The 20792-nt window shown below is 46.6% G+C and carries 12 protein-coding genes, 1 tRNA gene and 1 pseudogene; all 14 read left to right on the top strand.

Features of this window, described 5'->3' with window-relative positions; translation table 11 throughout:
• The first annotated feature begins 50 nt into the window (after window positions 1–50).
• The 14 genes and pseudogenes from LN737_RS03155 (at window position 51) to LN737_RS03090 (ending at window position 20778) form a co-directional block, all read left to right on the top strand.
• Window positions 51–5558 carry an alpha-2-macroglobulin gene (locus LN737_RS03155; RefSeq protein ID WP_405516149.1) on the top strand — a complete coding sequence of 1836 codons (5508 nt, stop codon included), beginning with the start codon at window positions 51–53 and terminating at the stop codon, window positions 5556–5558.
• Between the two features lie 154 nt (window positions 5559–5712).
• Window positions 5713–7005, top strand: coding sequence for a hypothetical protein (locus LN737_RS03150; RefSeq protein ID WP_405516147.1), 1293 nt, complete (start codon window positions 5713–5715; stop codon window positions 7003–7005).
• A gap of 99 nt (window positions 7006–7104) precedes the next feature.
• Complete coding sequence (locus LN737_RS03145) at window positions 7105–7614, top strand: gamma carbonic anhydrase family protein (RefSeq protein WP_405516144.1); 510 nt, start codon at window positions 7105–7107, stop codon at window positions 7612–7614.
• 82 nt (window positions 7615–7696) lie between these two features.
• Window positions 7697–8305, top strand: coding sequence for a HupE/UreJ family protein (locus LN737_RS03140; RefSeq protein WP_405516142.1), 609 nt, complete (start codon window positions 7697–7699; stop codon window positions 8303–8305).
• 100 nt (window positions 8306–8405) lie between these two features.
• Window positions 8406–10793 carry a M1 family metallopeptidase gene (locus LN737_RS03135; RefSeq protein ID WP_405516139.1) on the top strand — a complete coding sequence of 796 codons (2388 nt, stop codon included), beginning with the start codon at window positions 8406–8408 and terminating at the stop codon, window positions 10791–10793.
• Between the two features lie 29 nt (window positions 10794–10822).
• Complete coding sequence (locus tag LN737_RS03130) at window positions 10823–13225, top strand: M1 family metallopeptidase (RefSeq protein ID WP_405516137.1); 2403 nt, start codon at window positions 10823–10825, stop codon at window positions 13223–13225.
• A 90-nt stretch (window positions 13226–13315) separates the two neighbouring features.
• Window positions 13316–13389, top strand: a tRNA-Pro gene (locus tag LN737_RS03125).
• A 672-nt stretch (window positions 13390–14061) separates the two neighbouring features.
• Window positions 14062–14895: a MotA/TolQ/ExbB proton channel family protein gene (locus LN737_RS03120; protein WP_405516135.1), complete on the top strand. Its 834-nt coding sequence runs from the start codon at window positions 14062–14064 to the stop codon at window positions 14893–14895.
• Between the two features lie 72 nt (window positions 14896–14967).
• A pseudogene (locus tag LN737_RS03115) lies at window positions 14968–15593 on the top strand (ExbD/TolR family protein).
• 60 nt (window positions 15594–15653) lie between these two features.
• A complete protein-coding gene (locus LN737_RS03110) occupies window positions 15654–16190 on the top strand; it encodes a biopolymer transporter ExbD (RefSeq protein WP_405516132.1) in 537 nt (178 codons plus the stop codon).
• Window positions 16191–16194: 4 nt separating this feature from the next.
• Window positions 16195–17019, top strand: coding sequence for an energy transducer TonB (locus LN737_RS03105; RefSeq protein ID WP_405516130.1), 825 nt, complete (start codon window positions 16195–16197; stop codon window positions 17017–17019).
• Between the two features lie 222 nt (window positions 17020–17241).
• Window positions 17242–18174, top strand: a complete 933-nt coding sequence (locus LN737_RS03100; protein ID WP_405516128.1) for a PstS family phosphate ABC transporter substrate-binding protein — start codon at window positions 17242–17244, stop codon at window positions 18172–18174.
• An 87-nt stretch (window positions 18175–18261) separates the two neighbouring features.
• Window positions 18262–20028, top strand: coding sequence for a tetratricopeptide repeat protein (locus tag LN737_RS03095; RefSeq protein WP_405516126.1), 1767 nt, complete (start codon window positions 18262–18264; stop codon window positions 20026–20028).
• A gap of 171 nt (window positions 20029–20199) precedes the next feature.
• Window positions 20200–20778 carry an adenylate kinase gene (locus tag LN737_RS03090; protein ID WP_405516124.1) on the top strand — a complete coding sequence of 193 codons (579 nt, stop codon included), beginning with the start codon at window positions 20200–20202 and terminating at the stop codon, window positions 20776–20778.
• Window positions 20779–20792: the final 14 nt, after the last annotated feature.

Raw genomic sequence — 20792 nt, 5'->3', positions numbered from 1 at the left:
AATCTTAGCAGGCTTTTCCCGTAACTAATCGGCTTCCCACCTTGAACCTTATGCGAACCCGCACAATTCTCCTTTTTTCGCTGCTTCCGCTCCTCCTTTTTCAGTGTTCCCGACTGTCGTTCAACGAGGTATCGGTCATTGGCCGTAATTTCGACGAGGAGGTACAACAGACGCAGAATCTGACGTTTACGTTTAACAAAAACGTTGGCCCGGCCAGCCAGCTGAACGAGTGGGATTCAACGCAATACGTTCGGTTTATTCCGGCAGTACATGGGAAATTTAGGTGGACGGCACCGAATGAACTGGTTTTCTCCCCCGCTCGTGCTTTCGATCCGGCTACGGACTACCGGGCTGAATTAACCGACGATCTGCTGAAGCGGTCGGATAATAAAGACTTGAAACTATCGGACGAGGCTATCCCGTTTCATACGCCTTATTTGCAGTTAACCAGTGTAGAAGACTGGTGGACCCGGTCGCGCGAAACGGGGCAACCTGTGGCCAAAAGCCGCCTAAATTTTAACTATCCAGTTTCGTCGGCGGAGGTTACGGGGAAGCTGACTATTTCGGCAGATGAAAAATCCCTCACGGCACAAGCGTCATCAAGTGACGCGCAGAACGTAGTGACACTGACGCTTCCGAACGCGCCTGCCCTTAAAAATGAGCAACCGCTGACAGTGAAAATCGGTGAAGGGTTGAAGGTCCCCAACACTGCCTATGTGAGCAAAGAGGTTATTGAAGAAACCAGTACGTTACCATCGCGCTATAAAATTGATGTCGCCGATGTACAAACAAGTTTTGAAAACAACCGGGGCGTAGTACGAATTATCACAACACAGGAATTGCAACCAGCCGAATTAAAAACGTACTATACCATTCAGCCCGCGGTTGAAACCACAGCTGAATTAACCGAAAATGGCTTTGTTGTTCGGGGGGATTTTAACGAGACAGATACGTATGTTATCACGCTAACCGATCAGATTCGGGGCGTACTGGGCACTAACCTGGAGGAGCCGGTTTCGCGGGATCTGTTTTTTGGGAAAATGCCCGCCAGTATTCAGTTTGCCACTAAAAAAGCCCTGTATCTGTCTTCAAAAGGCGCTCGAAACGTAGGATTGAAGATTGTCAATGTGCCAAAAGTGCAGATCAAAATTGCCCGGGTGTATGAGAATAATATACTGAACTACCTACGTTCGAACCGTTACGAAGAATACCGGGAAAATGCCAGTGGTGAATGGGCACCTTCGGGAATGTTCAATTATGGGAGCGACGAATCCAATGATCTGAGCGACGTATTGGTTAACAAAACCGTTGAAACCGCTGATCTGCCGAAAGTGAAGGGTGTGTCGGCGCTGAATCTGGCGTTGCCTGATCAGCACTCCAGTTTTCATGAACACCCGCTGCGTGGGGTTTACCTGGTTTCCGTCGATTCAAAAGACGAAGCGTATTTACAGGCAAATCAGCTGGTTTCGGTATCGGATATTGGATTGGTGACCCGCCAGACAAAAAATGACGTACTGGTCTGGGCCAATTCGATTCGTACAGCTGAACCCTTGCAGGATGTTGACATCACGCTGGTGAGCAGCAACAATCAATCCGTTTATACGCTGAAAACCGACGGAAGTGGTTTTGCAAAGTTTGATAACGTACCGGAAAAAGCGCCGGGGTTCAAGATTGCGCTCATTACCGCCCGCACCAGTGATGACTTCAACTTTCTGTTTTTGCCCGATACGCAGGTGGAAACGTCGCGTTTTGAGGTAGAAGGTAAACGTGATAACGCGTCGGGTTTCGACGCGTTCGTATATGGGGACCGTGATATTTATCGGCCCGGAGAAACCATTCATTTCAACACGGTTATTCGTTCATCGGGATGGCAAAGTGTTGGCGAAATTCCGGTGCTTATCCGGGTGCTGACCCCCAACGGGCGCGAGTTTCGGGTATTCCGGAAAACGACCAACGTGCAGGGAGCCGTTGCAACCGATGTGCTACTCAACCCGGCGGCCGTAACCGGGAGCTATACCGTTGAAGTGCTGAATGCCAATAACGTATTGCTGACTTCCCAGACAATCAGCGTTGAAGAGTTTATTCCTGACCGCATTAAGGTCGACGTATTAACGGATAAAACAAGCTACAAATCAGGTCAGACAATTACCCTCTCGGCAACGGCCCTAAATCTGTTCGGTCCACCCGCTTCCGACCGGGCTTATGAAATGGAGCTTCAGCTAAAGCGAAAAGTCTTTGCCCCAAAAGGGTTCGGCGACTATGACTTTACAATACCGACGGGCCAGGATAAGAATGAAGCCGGAAAACAGATCGATGCGTTTCCGAAAGAACTTCGCCAGGGCCGTACAAACGCCAACGGACAGGCAACCGAACGATTCCCGATTTCAGCGCTTTACCAGGATATTGGTCTGCTGGAAGCGAAGCTTTTTGTGACTGTGTTCGATGAAAATGGCCGCCCTGTCAACCGGTTACGCCGATTCGATGTGCTCACGCAGGAAACCTTTTTCGGTATCCGTTTGCCGGACCGTTACGTAGCCACAAACGCCCCCGTTGCAGCGGACTTGCTTGCACTCGATCCGGCAGGTGCATTACGTACTTCGGCCTCAGCCCAGCTAGAAGTGGTTCGCTATGACTATCAGACCGTTATAGAAAAACGGAGCGAAGGGGGCGATCAGATTAAATACACTACCAAACGACGCGAAAAATCAGTGTATTCGAACACATTGCTGTTTAAAGGTGGAAAAGCAGGCATCCGCTACGTTCCGACCGTTTCGGGTGAGTACGAAATACGTGTTCGCCGACCGGGTGCAACGGGCTATGCGGCAACGGGTTTTTATGCGTACGGTTATGGTAGTACGTCTGCTTCTTCGTTTGAAGTCAGCCAGGAAGGTCAGGTCCTGATGACGCTCAACAAGCCAGCGTACCAGGCTGGTGATAAAGTCAACGTATTGATAAAGGCGCCTTTTGATGGCAAACTGCTCCTGACAGTCGAGCGTAACCATGTGTTGGAACACCACTGGATGACAACAGATAACAAATCTGCTGAGTGGAGCTTTTCAGTAGGCAGCAAGCATTTACCAAACGTTTACATAACAGCCACGCTTATCCGCGCTATCGACAATACGAATCTGCCATTGACGGTAGCACACGGGTTTGTGCCTGTGTTGGTGCAGGATACCGATACCAAGCTCCCGGTTATCATAACTGCCGTGGCCCAGTCGCGCTCAAAAACCAAACAGACGATTCGGGTGAAAACGGCAGGTAACGCTCAGGTTACGGTGGCCGTAGTGGACGAGGGAATTTTACAGCTCAAAAATTTTAAAACGCCTGATCCTCATGGCTTTTTCTATCAGAAGCGCGCGCTTGAGGTGGGCAGCCACGATTTATACGCACTACTTTATCCCGAATTATCATTAAAGTCAGTATCGAGCACAGGGGGAGATGGCTATGACCTGGAAAGGCGGGTGAATCCATTAAGTAATGGTCGGGTACGCTTAGTGGCACTCTGGAGTGGCATCTTAAATGCGGGTTCTGACGGAGAAGCGGAATTTTCTGTAGACATTCCACAGTTTTCGGGTGATCTGCGGGTTATGGCTGTTGCTTATAAAGACAATGCGTTTGGGTCGGCCAATACTAATATGAAAGTGGCTGATCCAATTGTTATCAGTGCTGGTGTACCGCGTTTTCTAACCCCCGGCGACAAACTCGATTTGCCCGTTAACCTGAGTAATACAACAAAGCAGCCCGCGACTGTAACAGCCCAGTTGAATCTGACAGGTCCGTTACTGGCAGACAGTTTAGCTACGCAGACGCTTACTATACAGCCAGGGCGGGAAAGCCGAGCTATGTTTCATATTTCGGCGAAACAAGCCATCGGGGCAGGGTCTATTCTGGTGACGGTGAAAGGTCTGAACGAAACATTTACCGAAAAGACGGACATAACGGTTCGGCCCGCAGCTTCTCTACAAAAAATCACATTATCAGGGGCGGTGGCTGGTGGGAAATCGCAGACCCTGCCACTGGCCACTAATTTTCTGCCCGGTACAGGACGCGCCAGTGTTACGTTAAGTCGGTCGCCCGTGGCGCAGTATGGACGCGAACTGTCGTACCTGCTGGGCTACCCGCACGGATGCATCGAACAAACCATATCCAAAGCGTTCCCGCAAATTTATTTCGCCGATCTGGCCAAACAATTGTCGGGCAATACGTACTTCGTCCGAGCAGGCGACAGCGATCTGAATCCCGCCACCAATGTTCGACAGGCTATCCAGACCGTTGAAGGCTTACAGGTACAGAATGGCGGGTTTACGATGTGGCCGGGCGTTGCTACGTCAGCAGCAAATTCCCGAACCGGTCGGCCAGACGTCGACGAGTGGGCAACAGCCTATGCGGTACATTTCCTGACCGAAGCGCAGGAGGCAGGTTATGAGGTTCGTCCGTCGGTGTTGAGTTCGGCCGTTGATTTCCTGACCAGTTTTACAAATAATCCGGCTACTGAAAATGACGTTACGTTTGATGAAGCTGGCGGGCGAACATCGCGAAAAGTAGCGAGCCGCATGAGCATTTACTCGCTTTACGTACTGGCTGTAGCGGGCAAGCCTAACCGGTCGGCCATGAATTATTACAAACAAAATGCGGCTCTGTTAACCCCCGACAGCCGATACCTGCTGGCCACGGCCTTCTTCCGGGTAGGCGATACGCGCAGTTTTACGGCGCTGTTGCCAAAGCAATTTGCCGATAACACCACTGGACGACAAACAGGCGGTAGTTATGCTTCGCCATTACGTAATCTGGCCCTCGTGCTCGACGCCCTGGTTGACACGGATCGGGATAACCTGCAAATTCCTACGCTGGCTCGTCAACTTGCCAGTGCGCTAAAACAGAGCAATTATATCAATACACAAGAGGCCGCTTTCTCATTTTTGGCGCTTGGTAGGCTGGCAAGACAAACGGCAAGCAGTACGGCAACTGCTACGTTATCGGCAAATGGAAAATTGCTGGGTACCATGAATAATGCCCTGCTAAATCTGAAGCGTGTTCCAACCAACGTACCATTGAACTTACAGGTTAATGGCACAGGTAATGCGTATTATTTTGCTCAGGTAGAGGGCGTTCCAGTCACTGGTAAAATTCCGGAGGAAGATAATGGACTGCGGGTACGACGGGAGTATCTGACGCGCGATGGTCAGCCAGTCAATGAAATCCGGCAGAACGATTTAGTCGTAGTGAAAATCACGCTGACCAGTACCAATGGCCTGAATGTTGAGAATGTAGTAGTGACGGATTTGCTTCCGGCCGGCCTCGAAGTTGAAAATCCACGGTTAACTGAACCGCGCGATATGACCTGGATTAAAAACCCATCTACACCGGAGCATTTCGATCTGCGCGACGACCGAATTAATTTTTACACAACCGCTTCAGGTACTCAGCAGACGTTCTATTACCTGGCCCGGGCTGTCTCGAAAGGTCGCTTTTTGGTAGGGCCCGTTTCGGCCGATGCCATGTACAACGCTGAGTACAGAAGTTATCATGGTGCGGGTACCGTAATGGTCCGGTAAGGGCCTGCTATCTTACGTACTAACATTCGGATGAGAGTCGATAATAGCTCAAAATGTCAACATTTGGCCTGCATCAATGGTTATACTGATCAAAATGTACATACGTATATTTTTGATTTGTTTTCTCAATGTTATTACTTAATGATACAGCGTTATGAAAAGGAAAATATGGGTCGTGGGAGCTTTTCTGGCCGCTACAATAGGGTTATCGTCCTGCGCGGCAACTGAGAAGTGGCTTTATGGCGATTCGCAGAATAGCCGCCAGGATATGGTGCAACGGGATAGAGCCAGTTCGTCACGTGATAGCCGCGATTCGCGTGATCGCTACAACGATGATAATGATGAGAATGACCGGGGCTTGTTCAGTCGGAATAACCGGAACCGGGATGACCGGAGAGTAAGCAGCAATAGCTCGCGGGATGATTCATACAGCACGTATCGAAATCCGTATAGTAATTCCTATCGGTCATCCGACGACCGTGATTACGACAATCGGTCGAGCCGTATGTCGGGCAGCGATTCATACAACAATCGGTATAATAACCGCGATAATGACAGCCGGAATTCGTACAGTGATCGCTATGAGGATCAGTACGATAACCGTCGGGATTCCAACCGTGATCGCTATTCATACAATGATCGCTACAACGACCGCTCATACAACGGCCGAAATTCATCCGATAACCGGTCAGATTATGATAATCGCTACAATGACCGGCGGAATTATGATCGGTATTCTAACAGCGACCGCGACGACAATCGAAACAATGACCGGTATTCTTATAACGACCGGAACGATGATCGGTCAATGAACAACCGGGACTCGAATTACGACAACCGGGATAGCCGCTATTCGTACAATGATCGCAACGATAACCGCGATAATCAACGGTATGATGACCGGAATAACCGCCAGGTGGATGATCGGGATCGCGACCGTAACAGTATGTCGGACCGTAACAATCGGCAGATGGATGATCGGGATCGGAACAATATGTCAGACCGGAATAACGACCGCCAAACGGATGACCGCGACAATCGTCGGAATAGCGATTCAGATCGTGATAACCGAAATAGCTCTAATAACCGGGATAACAACCAGAATGATCGGAATGATAACCGGGATAACAGCCGCTCAACGGATCAGTCTCTGGATCGTGACCGTCGTGACCTGACAGACCGGATTTCGGATCAGATGGATAAATTTGACAAGCAGATTGATGATTCGAAGGCTGAAGTAAAAAACGAAAGCCGTAAAGACCGTAAAAAACGGGAAGATCGAATCAAAGATCTGGAAGATAAGCGGAATCAATTGCGGGAATCGTACATCAAAGTACAACGTTCATCGTCGGATGATTGGGATAAAGTGAAAAAAGAAGCGAATAAAACCGCCGATGATATTGGAGACTGGTTCGAAAAAATGGCCGATAAAGTTGACAAGAAGTAATACATATTGACTATTAAAAACAGCGCGGGGCTGATTCATTGAATCAGCCCCGCGCTGTTTTTAACGTAGCGTTAAATGATCACAATCTATATTTGCGGTATGGCACTACTTAAATCTGTTCGGGGTTTTCATCCCCAATTCGGTGAAAATTGCTGGTTTGCCGATAATGCAACTATTGTTGGCGACGTAACAATGGGCCGCGACTGTACGGTATGGTTCAATGCTGTGGTTCGGGGTGATGTCAATGCAATTACGATTGGCGATCGAACGAACATCCAGGATGGGGCAGTCATCCACTGTACGTATCAGCGATACAAAACCACAATTGGTAATCACGTTTCCATTGCTCACAACGCCGTAGTGCATGGCTGCACCCTTGAAGACAACGTACTGATCGGGATGGGCGCAATTGTGATGGATGGCGCCGTAGTAGGGCAAGGGTCTATTATAGCCGCTGGTGCTATTGTTACGCAGCATACAATAGTGCCGCCCGGCTCTATTTATGCGGGCAACCCGGCTCGCTTTCTGAAAGCGGTATCGCCCGAACAGGCCGAAATTTTCGAACGGACGGCCAATAACTATGTCATGTACGCAGAATGGTTTAAATGATGTTTCAGTACGTTATTTAGCTGGTGTGTTTAAGTAATAAGCTTTGTTTCAGCTGGTTGCAAGCTGAATCTCTTTTCAACGTATGGATGATTTTATAATATACCTGCGTCTGGGTTTTGACCATATTACTGACCCCAGTGGCTATGACCATATTCTCTTTGTTGTTGCGCTTTGTGCCGTGTATACACTTCGGCAGTGGCGACAGGTGCTGATTCTGGTCACTGCGTTTACCATTGGCCATTCCATTACGCTTGCTCTGGCAACGTTGCAGCTTATACATTACAAAACCCAACTCATTGAGCTTCTTATTCCAATCACTATTCTGATTACTGCGGTTGTTAATTTTTTCTTTCAGGAACCGAAAGCGAGGTTTACGAAGGCAGTTAATCAACGGGGGCGATATAGCCTGGCGCTGCTGTTTGGTCTGATTCACGGAATGGGGTTTTCCAATTATCTGCGAAGCCTGCTGGGGCGCGAAGCATCAATCGTGAAGCCACTCCTGGCTTTCAACCTTGGTCTCGAAATTGGCCAATTGGTGATTGTCAGTTTTGTTCTTTTACTGACTTACGTTATTCTGGATATTGTTCATAGCAGCCGACTTCGCTGGACGCTGGTTGTATCGGGCATTGTGGCGGGGATGGCTTTGTCGCTTATTATCAATAATGAGTATTTGAGCGAGTTAATCAAATAAAGGCTTTTGCCGCGCAAGGCCTTTAATCTTGTTTTAATGAAAGACATACAGTTGCTTTTTCGTAATTTTACCCCTCTCATCAACAACTATAATCAATTACATGCAAAAGATAATTTTGCTAATAGTGGGTTTAACCATTTCGGTAGAATCGGTACTTTCTCAAGCCCCTACGTCTCCCAGGCAACATGCCAATACGCGATTTGAGCAATTAGGTCCCATGTTGCCTACTCCCAATACGTTCCGTACGGCATCGGGAGCCCCCGGTAAAGATTATTTCCAGAACCGGGCTGACTATGATATCAAAGCGACACTCGATGATGCGAAACAGCGAATCACCGGCTCGGAAACCGTTACGTATCATAATAACTCAACCGACGCTTTGCCATTCATCTGGCTTCAACTCGATCAGAACCTATTCCGGCCTGAATCGATTGGGAAAGCCACGCAGACCAATAGCATAGATGCTCATCAGGGCGCTACGTTTCGGCAGGTTGATCCGAACGCGACGATTGCCAACAAAAATTATGGGCATAAAATAACGTCGGTACGTGATCAGGCAGGTAAAGCGCTTAAGTATACAATCAACCAGACGATGATGCGGATTGATCTGCCTCAGGCAGTAGCGCCCGGCAAATCGGTTACCTTTTCCATTGACTGGAATTTTAATATTGTCGACGTAAAAAGTGTAGGAGCGCGGTCGGGTTACGAGTTTTTTCCAAAAGACGGCAATTACATTTATGAAATCGCGCAGTGGTTTCCAAGATTATGCGCTTATAACGACGTAGCTGGCTGGCAGAATAAGCAGTTTCTCGGGCAGGGTGAGTTTACGCTGATCTTCGGGAATTATAAAGTCGCTTTAACCGTACCAAACGATCATATTGTTGGAGCGACAGGTGAATTGCAGAACCCAGCGCAGGTGTTGACCCCAATTCAGCAAAAGCGGTGGAACGAAGCGAAGGGCCGGGGTGATAAACCTGGCGAGAACCCTATTGTGATTGTCACGCAGGCCGAGGCTGAAGCTGCTGAAAAAGCCAAACCAACTGGTACAAAGACCTGGGTTTACAAAGCGGATAACGTTCGTGATTTTTCGTTTGCCAGCAGCCGTAAATTTATTTGGGATGCTTTACAGCCAAACGTAGAAGGTAAACGCGTTTGGGCCATGTCGCTTTATCCGAAAGAAGCCAATCCACTCTGGGGACAATATTCGACCCGGTTGGTAGCCCATACACTACGTTCGTACTCCCGTCGTACCGTCGCCTATCCTTACCCCGTTGCTTATTCTGTGCACGGTCCGGTAGGTGGTATGGAGTATCCAATGATTAGCTTCAATGGGGCTCGTCCTGAACCCGACGGTACGTATTCTGAAAGCACCAAAAACTTTTTGATTCTGGTCGTAATCCATGAAGTGGGACACAATTTTTTCCCGATGATTGTCAACTCCGACGAACGGCAATGGTCGTGGATGGACGAAGGCTTGAACAGTTTTATGGAAGGACTGGCCTGCCTGGAGTGGGATGCTGATTTTCCTGCGCATGGCATCGATCCGCAATATATTGTTCCGTATATGCAGCTTGATTCAAGCAAGCAGGTACCAATTATGAGCAGCTCGGACAACATCCTGCCTGGTACATTCGGCCCTAATGCGTACTCCAAACCGGCAACGGCGCTCAACATATTGCGCGAAACGGTCATGGGCCGCGAACTGTTCGATTACGCTTTTAAAGAATACGCGCGCCGATGGGCCTTCAAAAGTCCTGAGCCCGCTGATTTCTTCCGTACCCTGGAAGATGCCTCGGGAGTCGATCTGGACTGGTTCTGGAAAGGATGGTTCTATGGCGTACAGCCCGTCGATCAGGCCCTTGTGAAAGTAGACTGGTTCCAGGCAAATTCGCAAAACCCAGAACTGACAAAAACTGAGGCACGTACCGCAGCGCAGCGTCGATTAAATACGATTAGCAGACAGCGCGATGCCCTCAGTAAAGATCAGACGGTTGTAGCGCAGGACAGTACCATGCGGGATTTCTATAATCGCTATGATCCCTACGCCGTCACGGATGAAGACCGGAAAAAATACCAGGACTACGTGTCTTCGCTGAGTGCTGAAGAGAAGTTACTGACAGAAGCTGGTACAAATTTTTATACCCTGTCTTTAAAAAATAAAGGAGGCATTCCAATGCCCGTGATTGTGCGGATGGAATTCGAAGATGGTACGGATTCGATTGCGCGCTTCCCGGCCGAAATCTGGCGTTTTAATGACCAGTCCATTCAGAAGATCATCGCAACGAACAAGCGGGTAAAGCAATGGACGCTCGATCCCTTCTATGAAATTGCCGATACAAATCCAGAGGATAATTCGTTTCCTCCCGTTGCCCGGCCAAGCCGCTTCCAACTGTTCAAACAGCAGCAGCGAGGAGGAGCAACAGGTCCCAATCCAATGCAGCAGCAGAAACAGCAGGCACCCGCCCGACAAGGCACGGGCCGAAATTAGAATACCTATTTTTTTAACTACAACAGACTATGAGAAAGGCAATACTACTGGTCGGTTTAACCTTTTGGGCCTCTGGCTTATTGGGTCAGGCACCGACCGCCACTCAGAATGCCAATACGCGTTTCGAGCAGATGGGGCCGATGCTACCCACGCCAAATACGTTCCGTACAGCAGCTGGCGCCCCTGGTAAAGACTATTTTCAGAACCGGGCCGATTACGACATCAAGGTTGAACTCGACGATGCGAATCAAAAAATTATTGGTTCTGAAACCGTTACGTATCACAACAACTCAACTGACGAATTACCTTTCATCTGGCTCCAACTCGATCAGAATTTATTTGCCAAAGGTTCTATCGGCAGCACATCACGTACAGGCGATTCACCAGCCAGTGGCATGAGTATGAACGCCATTGCTAATTTGAACTCTCCGGCTCGAACCAATCTTGACCCTAAGAAGCAATATGGGTATAAAATCACGACAGTTAAAGACTCAAAATCAGGCGCTCCGCTCAAATACACGATCAATCAAACCATGATGCGGATAGACTTACCCACAGCTTTGAAACCCGGTGGTAGTTATTCGTTTAATATTGACTGGAACTACTTTATTACCGAGTACTATGGACGTAGTGGTATGGAGTTTTTTGCGAAAGACGGCAATTACAATTACTTCATCGCCCACTGGTTCCCTCGTTTGTGCGCTTATAATGACGTGAATGGCTGGCAGAATAAGCAATTTCTAGGTCAGGGAGAATTCACGCTTATTTTCGGGAATTATAAAGTGGCTATTACGGTGCCAAGCGACCATGTTGTTGGGGCAACAGGTGAATGTCAGAACTACAAACAGGTTCTGACAGCTACGCAGCAGAGACGTATGGCTCAGGCCGCTACGTCAAAAACGCCGGTTGTGATTGTCACGCAGGCTGAAGCTGAGGCCGCTGAAAAAGCCAAACCGGGCGCGGCCAGTGGAAAGAAGACGTGGGTATATAACGCCCAGAATGTCAGAGATTTTGCGTTTGCAAGCAGTCGCAAATTTATTTGGGATGCTATGCAAACCGATGTTTATGGCGATGGACACAAAATCTGGAGCATGTCGTTCTATTCTAAAGAAGGGAATCCACTTTGGGGCCAATATTCAACCCGCGTTGTTGAACATACGCTAAAATCGTACGGTAACCGGACCATCAAATATCCGTATCCAGTAGCCATATCGTGCCATGCTACATCAGGTGGGGGCATGGAATACCCAATGATTTCATTTAACGGTGGTCGTCCTGAGCCCGATGGTACGTATTCTGCCCAGACGAAGGCAGGCATGATCGGCGTTATTATTCACGAAGTGGGGCATAACTTCTTCCCAATGATTGTCAATTCAGATGAGCGCCAATGGACCTGGATGGACGAAGGTCTGAATACATTTTGCCAATATCTGGCGGAAAAAGAATGGGATTATAATTTTCCGTCACGCCGGGGTGAACCACAGGATATTGTTGACTACATGAAATCCGACAAGTCGGTACTGTCGCCAATCATGACATCGTCCGACAATGTGATTAGTCTTGGTCCTAATGCCTATGCTAAACCGGCAACGGCGCTCAACATATTGCGCGAAACGGTCATGGGCCGCGAACTGTTCGATTACGCTTTCAAAGAATACGCGCGCCGATGGGCCTTCAAAAGTCCTGAGCCCGCTGATTTCTTCCGTACCCTGGAAGATGCCTCGGGAGTCGATCTGGACTGGTTCTGGAAAGGATGGTTTTATGGAGTGGAACCAGTAGATCAGGATTTAGTAGAAGTAGATTGGTATCAGGTTGATTCCGGCGATCCAACCCTAAGTAAAGCGGCTGCTAAAGCAGAAGCACAACGTAGGGCGGGCACGATCAGTAAGCAGCGTGATGCCGCTACCAAGGCGGAAACGGTTGTTGCAAAAGATACAACCATGAAAGATTTTTATAATAGCTACGACCCGTACGCAGTTTCAGATGCTGATAAGAAAAAGTATCAGGATTATCTGGCAACCTTGAGTGAAGATGAGCGTAAAACACTTGAAACTTACGGTGGCACGAACTTCTATACACTGTCTTTAAAGAATAAAGGCGGCTTGCCAATGCCGGTTATCATCCGGATGCAGTTTGAAGATGGTACGGATTCCGTTGCACGTTTTCCGGCCGAAATCTGGCGTTTCAATGATGTTGCGATCAAGAAAGTAATAGCGACACGTAAGAAAGTGACACAATGGACGCTCGACCCATTTCAGGAAATAGCGGATATTGATGCGGAGAACAATTCGTTTCCGAGGACGGCACAACCTACACGCTTCCAGCTATTCAAGCAGCGTCAGAATCCTTACGCACCACAGGGGCTGAACCCAATGCAGCAGCAACAGCGATCAACACCACCTCCCGCCAGGCAGGGAAGCAGTAAGAACTAACAATGGATAATGAACAATGGGTAATAAAGTAAATTCACTTCCATTACCCATTGTTCATTGTTCATTATCCATTACCTTTGCAGTCCCATTCGGGATGTAGCGCAGTCCGGTAGCGTGCTTGCATGGGGTGCAAGAGGTCGTGGGTTCGAATCCCGCCTTCCCGACATTTTAAAGAGACGTAGCAACTGCTGCGTCTCTTTCTTTTTAGCAGAGGGGTTACTCACAGGGGTAACCCCTTTTTTATTCCTAATCAATTCTGGACGAAGGAGAAAGGTAAGCTCAATCCTTGCGCAATAACGGTACTCGTAAAAATTTTAGAAGTTCTTGTGGAATCTTCTGTCTATATGCATCTAATCATAAATAATCTGATTCTGTATCGTATTCCCTTACAAGACTTAACAATTATTTTATGCAAAACACCCTTTTTATTCCTCCCTGAAACGATTAGCTTTCGACATGCGTAGAGAGAATATTGTGTAATAATTGAAATACAAGGGTTTAACCCGAACTTAAATAAATAGATAAACTATTGGGATGTTTCGAACACGCCAATATTAGCTGACTTACGAATGGACCTATTCTATCCAGAAGCCAGCATTTAAAAATTAATAAATTGGTTAAATCGGATATGTCCAACTATTTATTGATGAATTACAATAAAAATGAAAGATTTGACAAATTGAATTGTATGGTTTTAATCAGAAAACCATATTTTTGTGGAGGTTTGAAAGCATTTCCATCAAATTTTTAGATGGACAAATCGAAAGAGTCTAAATTTTTCACTTTTTTTACCGGGCAAACCAACTTTTAATTATTAACCCTACAGTCCAGTTACAATGAAAACACAAACTCCCTCTCCAGCACCTGCTAAAGCACCGGCACCGAAGAAGAAGTCAGGCGGCTTGAACCCCGCATTCGTAATTCCGGTCCTGTTGCTGATCGGTATCCTGACTTACATGTTCGTCTTCGGTGATGGCAGTCACTTCCAGGAAGGCGACAATACTAAAGAACCTCTTCCAGGCGATTACTTCGGTACCGTGTATAAGGGAGGATTTATTGTACCAATTCTGTTTACCTGTTTCTTAACCGTATTGGTATTTTCTATCGAACGTTTTATCACAATTGGTCGTGCTAATGGCTCAGGTTCAATTGATGATTTTGTTCGGAAGATTAAAGGTCAGCTTGACCGTAACGAAGTGGCAGCTGCCATTCAGGAATGTGATCGCCAGAAAGGCTCAATTGGTAACGTTGTGAAAACAGCTTTATTAAAGTATCAGCAACTGGCAACCGATACGCAGCTAGATAAAGAGCAGAAACTGGTAGCCCTTCAGAAAGAGGTAGAAGAAGCAACAACGCTGGAACTGCCGATGCTGGAAAAGAACCTGACGATCATTGCTACGCTGGCTTCGGTTTCGACCCTTATCGCCCTGCTTGGTACGGTGTTAGGTATGATTCGCGCTTTCGCAGCTATGGGTGCTACGGGTCAGCCAGATACAGGTGCGCTGTCAACGGGTATTTCAGAAGCCCTAGTAAATACAGCTCTTGGAATCGGTACAGCTGCTATCGCTACGATTATGTATAGCTACTTCACAAGCCGTATTGACGTGTTGACCTACAACATTGATGAAATCGGTTTGAGCATTCAGCAAAACTTTGCGGCTCACTACTAGGCCGAAATAGTAAAGTTGATGTAATTTAATCCACCTGCCCGACTAGTCGGGCAGGACGAAACAAACTAACTCATGCCAGCAGTTAAAGTAAAACGTGCTAGTTCCACGGTGGACATGACAGCGATGTGCGATGTGGCATTTTTGTTGCTGACGTTCTTTATCCTGACGGCCCAGTTCCGGTCTCAAGATGCCGCAGCTATTGAAACGCCATCATCCATTTCAGGAATCAAGGTCCCCGATAGTGACATCATGACCATTGGTCTTGGTAGAGATGGCAAAGTATATTTTGGTATCGACAATGCGCAAATGCGTATAGCCATGCTTGATAACATTGCTGCAGCAAAGGGAATCACATTTACCAACAATGAAAAAAAGGAATTTTCATTGATGTCAAATTTTGGTTTGCCTATTAATCAGTTAAAGTCTTACCTGAATCTGCCAAAAGAACAGCAGGCTAAGGTAAAACAGCCCGGAATACCTACCGATTCGACCGGTGCGGGCCCGAACAATGAACTGAAAGAATGGGTGTATAACTCCCGGAAGGCTAATAACAACCTGAGAATTGCGTTGAAAGGCGATAACCTTGCTAAATTTCCCGAATTCAAGAATGTGTTAGCTACGCTACAGGCGCAGAATATCAACAAATTCAACCTGATTACGGGAACGGAAGCCCCCCTGCTGGTTGGAAAGCTGATTAAACTTGTATATAGCGATTGTAAATCGATTTGATTTTCACCCCGTAAATCTGTTAAGAAAACATGGCAGAAATTAATACCGGTGGTGGTGGTGGTAAGCATGATGGTGGTAAGGTCCGGTCAAAGAAAGCGTCAACCCGTGTGGATATGACGCCGATGGTTGACCTGGGATTTCTTCTGATCACTTTCTTCATCCTGGCCACCACACTGAGCAAACCATCTTCGATGACGCTCAACGTACCGGATAAAACAAAACAGGAAGAAACGGAGCCTATTAAGGCTTCCAACGTAATGACTGTTTTTCTTGGGAAAGACAACAAAGCCCATTACATTTTTGGTAAAGCCGCTAACGAAGACCCTGAGGTAAAAACCGTTGGTTATGGCTATGAATTCCGTCAGGCACTGATGGATAATGCCAAGAAAGTGGGTGGCGAAAAGTTCGTAGTTGTTATTAAGCCAACCAAACAATCAACCTATAAAAACATGGTTGATGTGCTGGATGAAATGGCGATTACGAAGCTCAAACGCTACGCTCTGGTGGACCAGTTAACACCAGACGAAAAAAAGCTTCTTAAAGACAAAGTAAAATTAGACGCATAACACCATGGCAGAAATAGACTCCAAGGCGACACTTGATGACATTGTGTTTGCCAACCGGAATAAAGCATATGGTGCTTACGATCTGCGGAAAACGTATCCAAAGACTGTAACTCGTGCCCTAATAATTGGTGGTGTATTGTTTACATTAGGTGTACTTGCACCGACCATTATTACTGCTTTGACTCCGGAGAAAGAAGAACAGGCGATGGTTGAGGTGGATTTGATGAAACTTCCTCCTCCTCCGATTGACCCGAACGAGCCACCGCCACCGCCACCGCCACCGGTAGAATTGCCGAAGGTGAACACGGTGAAATTCCTGCCACCGGAAGTAAAACCGGATGAGGAAGTACCTGAAGAAACGCCACCGCCTGCCGTTGAAGAGTTGAAAGAGGCTGTTGCCGCTGAAAAAACACAGGAAGGTGATCCCAATGCTGAAGAAGTTATTGCAGCCCCTGAAGCGACAGCTGCTCCTACTAAAGTAGAAGTAGCTGTGGAAGCCGCTCCGAAAGAAGAAGAGATCTTCACAGTCGTTGAGCAGCAGCCAGAGTTTCCGGGTGGTATGGCTGCCCTTGGTCAGTACTTGGGTAAGAACCTTCGGTATCCGGCAGCAGCACAACGGGCCAACGTATCAGGCCGCGTATTTGTAAGCTTCGTCGTTAACACGGATGGTAGTATTCAGGATGTTCAGGTTCTTAAAGGACTTGGCTTCGGTACTGATGAAGAAGCACAACGCGTAGTGAAAAGTATGCCAAAATGGCGCCCAGGTAAACAGTCAGGTCGTCCGGTTCGTGTGAAATATAACCTACCGATCAACTTTACGCTGGAGTAGCTTCTTCTATGCGCAGACAAAATCGAGGTCCAGCGCAGTTGACACTGTATATTTCAGTATTAGCTTCGCTGGCATATTTGGGAGGAGGCATCGCACTGATTGCCTCCTCTCAGTCTTTTGGGATGTTCCCTGAGCCTGGACCACTCCGATATGGAATGGGAATATTGTTGCTGATTTACGGAGTTTTTCGGGCGTATCGTGCCTACCAACGTTTCCAGGAAAATGATTAATCGCTTAATACTAATTGCAGGATTTCTCACCTGTATCTTAGGTTGTAATGGAGACAAAGCTCCGCTAGATAATCCGTCTCAAGGGAATATTGTAATCGCAGCCGATGAGTCCTTTCACCCACTCGTAACTCAGTTAACCTCTGCTTATTCGGGTATTTACCCAAATACACACTTTAAAGTTGTTTTCAAACCGGAGCAGGAAGCAATCAATATGATGCTTCATGACAGCGCTCGCTTAGTGTTTGTCACACGTACACTTAAGCCAAACGAACAGGCTGTATTGAACCAGAGAAAAATAAAGGGAGCCGCTGAGAAAATCGCTACAGACGGTGTAGCGCTCATAGTTAACAAAGCCAATACGGATAGTCTGGTTACCATGGATGAACTAAATGGAATCTTCCATGGACAGATAAAGCAATGGTCCAAACTAAAAGGAGGAAATCAAACAAGCCCCATAACTTTGGTGTTTGATAATAACAATTCGAGCAATTTAGAGTTTGTGTTAAACAAGTTTAACGTAAAGGATGTCAAGAGCTTACGTATTTTTACGACGCACTCGAATCAAGAGGTTATCGAATTTGTTCGTAAAAATCCATCGGCTCTGGGATTTATTGGGGTTAATTGGATAAGTGATAGCGACGAACCGTTGTCAGTTGAATTGGCTCGCGATCTGCGCGTGATGGGAGTTTCACCAAAGGCCAATCCAACAAAACGGGATGATTATTTTCAGCCTTTCCAGGAGGATTTAGGGATGCAACGATATCCGTTACGTCGTCCTGTTTATATTTTGAGTCGAGAAACGCATCCCGGTTTAGGGGGAGGATTAATTAATTATATAGCTAGAGATGCGGGTTCTCTGATCATTCGTAAATTGGGCCTTTGGCCTAGAATACCATACGATCGAGTGATAAATTTGACAAAATGAATAAGTTTTTCGGTCTAATCGCAATCTTTTAGTTTTGTTAAATGTTTTATTAGCACTAACCTTTATTAATTTCCAACTTTAAATTACATGATGAACAACCAAAAAAAATCGCTGTTCACCTTCCTGTTTGTCGGAACGACTTTAGCCGCTCCTCTAATGGCGCAGGATCTTCCAACAGCTTTAAAAGATATAGAGGCTGAGCGGTATCCGAAGGCAGAACAGACATTAACCCAGTTAGTTTCGAGTTCCCCGAATGCTGAGAATCAGTTTTATCTTGGTTATCTCTATCTACGAAGCGGGCAGTTGGACAAGGCAAAAGCTGCTTTTGATAAAGGCGCTGCCGCTGATGGTAAAAACCAGTTGAATAATGTTGGATTAGCCGGTGTTGCCTTGGCGAAAAAAGACCGCGCTACCGCAAAGTCGTTGATTGATAACGCGGTTAATCAAACAAAAAGTAAAAATCAGGACGTATTAATCCGGGCAGGTGAAATGTACACTCTGTCGGACCAGGCCAACGATCCTGCTGAAGCACTGCGTTTGTTGCAAATTGCTGATGAGAAAGACAAAAAGAATGAAAATGCAGAGATCGAAATGTTGATGGGTGATGCCTATTTTCTGAAAAATGATGGTGGTAACGCGATCACGAAGTATGAGAATGCATTGACAGTTGATCCTAAACTGGCAGAAGCTAACTATAAAATCGGTCGGCTGTACCTGCGTGGTAAAAACTATACAAAAGCGCAGGATTACTTTAAACAAGCCATTCAGACGGATGCCGAATTTGCGCCTACGTATCGGGCTTATGCAGATGCTCTGGCAAACTCACGAGCTTATAAAAGTGCCGCTCAGAACTATGAGATGTACATCCAGAAAAGTGGCACTAAAGATCCAGAATTACTCCTAGACGTAGCGCGTTATAAATTCCTGGCTCAGGATTACCAGGGAGCAATTTCCTACCTAGATCAATTAAAAGGGAAAATTAATAACCCAATTATTGACCGGATGTATGGTTGGGCATACAGTGCGCTTGGTAAAAACAACGAGTCTGTTGAATCACTCAATCGCTTTATTTCTACTGCTCCTCAAAAAGTTATGGCCGATGATTATAAATATCTGGGTCGTGCCTATGGGCAGTTAGGAACACCGGAAGGTGATTCTATGAGCGTCGTTAATCTGGAAAAAGCAGCCCCAATGGACACGACTGAGAATCTGTACCGTGAAATTGGGGAGAAATTCTACAAAACGAAGAAATACGACAAAGCAGCTGACTACTATGCAAAGACCATTGCAAACGATAAAAAACCGCAAAACAACGATTATTTGTGGTTAGGTCTTTCTAACTATCAGTATGCTCCGCGTATCGGTCGGGATAGCACAGCCGCTCCAATGGATACTGCTCAAATCCGTCAATTGAAAGAGCAGTATTATCTACGGGCAGATTCAGCGTTTGCGCAAATGGCTCAGAAAATTGAGGCTGATGGTAAGAAGTATCCATTAGCGTATTATTATCGGGCAGGTGCAAATTACTACGCTTATCCAAATGATAAAGAAAAGGCGGCTAGTCTTGCTACACCGCTCTATCTGAAGTTTATTGAGCAGGCAGCGGCTCCAGATTCATCGGATAAAACAGATTACAAGAGATATCTGATTACGTCGTATAAAGCACTGGCTGGGTTTAGTCTGATGAAGAAAGACGATACCAAGGCAAAAGAATACTTTGACAAGGTCCTGGAGCTTGATCCCAACGACGAAAGTGTGAAAAAAGCGCTGGAAGGGCCAAAAGCGGCTCCGGCTCCGGCAGCTCCAAAACCTGGACCTAAGGCTCCTGCAAAAAAGAAAGTCGCTAGTAAGTGACGTAGGAAACCGATTAAACAATTTTTATAAAAGGCGTAGGTATATTACCTGCGCTTTTTTGTTTCTATACGATAAATAAAACACGTGACAATCAAGCGCATTAATTTGCTAGGCTCTCTTAACTTTGCGGGCGCAAACTTTTGATTAAACGAGATTATTTCAAGGAACTGTATGCTTAACCTTGTACTGTTTGGCCCACCAGGAGCCGGAAAAGGTACCCAAAGCGAAAAATTAATCCGTAAGTACAATTTAGTTCATCTATCAACCGGTGATTTATTACGATCACAAATTGCAGCTGGTACAGAATTGGGTTTACGTGCTAAGCAACTGATGGATCAGGGGCTATTGGTACCTGATGAAGTTGTGATTGGTATGATTGAGAGTAAATTACGGGATAACCAGAATGCTGCCGGTTTCATCTTTGACGGATTTCCGCGAACAGTGCCACAGGCTGCCGCACTCGATGTGTTGCTGAACCAGCATGAGACAGGCATAAATATTATGGTAGCGCTTGTTGTAGATAGTGAAGAACTAACCCGACGGCTACTGCTACGAGGACAAACTTCCGGACGGCCCGATGACCAGAATGAAGAGTTAATACGTCGTCGTGTGAAAGAGTACAATGATAAAACAACCCCTGTTGCCGATTACTATAGTCAGCAGGGTAAGTTTGTTGCAATCGACGGTATTGGTACCATTGACGATATATTTGAAACAATCTGCCATAAAATTGACGGATCGGTAGTGTAGTTGGAAATTAACCT

Origin of the sequence: Spirosoma sp. KNUC1025 (assembly GCF_045160025.1) — a bacterium.
In the GTDB taxonomy this organism is placed as follows: Bacteria; Bacteroidota; Bacteroidia; order Cytophagales; family Spirosomataceae; genus Spirosoma.
The sequence above is the reverse complement of the archived record's forward strand: the minus strand, read 5'-3'. Positions and strand labels throughout refer to the sequence as shown.

Coding starts and splice junctions, on each gene's coding strand:
- LN737_RS03135 (WP_405516139.1), top strand. CDS start 8,406: ATGCAAAAGATAATTTTGCTAATAGTGGGTTTAACCATTTCGGTAGAA.
- LN737_RS03150 (WP_405516147.1), top strand. CDS start 5,713: ATGAAAAGGAAAATATGGGTCGTGGGAGCTTTTCTGGCCGCTACAATA.
- LN737_RS03090 (WP_405516124.1), top strand. CDS start 20,200: ATGCTTAACCTTGTACTGTTTGGCCCACCAGGAGCCGGAAAAGGTACC.
- LN737_RS03120 (WP_405516135.1), top strand. CDS start 14,062: ATGAAAACACAAACTCCCTCTCCAGCACCTGCTAAAGCACCGGCACCG.
- LN737_RS03145 (WP_405516144.1), top strand. CDS start 7,105: ATGGCACTACTTAAATCTGTTCGGGGTTTTCATCCCCAATTCGGTGAA.
- LN737_RS03095 (WP_405516126.1), top strand. CDS start 18,262: ATGATGAACAACCAAAAAAAATCGCTGTTCACCTTCCTGTTTGTCGGA.
- LN737_RS03140 (WP_405516142.1), top strand. CDS start 7,697: ATGGATGATTTTATAATATACCTGCGTCTGGGTTTTGACCATATTACT.
- LN737_RS03105 (WP_405516130.1), top strand. CDS start 16,195: ATGGCAGAAATAGACTCCAAGGCGACACTTGATGACATTGTGTTTGCC.
- LN737_RS03130 (WP_405516137.1), top strand. CDS start 10,823: ATGAGAAAGGCAATACTACTGGTCGGTTTAACCTTTTGGGCCTCTGGC.
- LN737_RS03155 (WP_405516149.1), top strand. CDS start 51: ATGCGAACCCGCACAATTCTCCTTTTTTCGCTGCTTCCGCTCCTCCTT.
- LN737_RS03100 (WP_405516128.1), top strand. CDS start 17,242: ATGATTAATCGCTTAATACTAATTGCAGGATTTCTCACCTGTATCTTA.
- LN737_RS03110 (WP_405516132.1), top strand. CDS start 15,654: ATGGCAGAAATTAATACCGGTGGTGGTGGTGGTAAGCATGATGGTGGT.